The organism is Calothrix sp. CCY 0018, assembly GCF_963920925.1.
Taxonomy (GTDB): Bacteria; Cyanobacteriota; Cyanobacteriia; order Cyanobacteriales; family Nostocaceae; genus Rivularia.
On the sequence record NZ_CAWUDI010000176.1, the window covers coordinates 1 to 207 of the forward strand.

General features: G+C 65.7%; 1 pseudogene. It reads right to left on the reverse strand.

Annotated elements, in window-relative coordinates:
- Positions 1-207: pseudogene (locus ACM03V_RS34615) on the reverse strand (hypothetical protein); the annotation flags it as partial.

Below are 207 nucleotides of genomic sequence, written 5' to 3' on the forward strand. Positions count from 1 at the left end.
CTTGCATTGGAGCAGGCTCGCCACCGTAATCGCGGAATCGAGACCTCCCGACAGTTCAGCGATCACCGTGGCGGCCCCGTGCGTCAGTGAGGCGATGGTGCGGTCTACGACCTCAACGAGCGCGTCCGGATCCGGCTCATACCGGCGGCCGAATGCGTCCTTCGGTCGCCAGATGGCGGTCTCGATGCACCGCCCCAAATCGGCGAG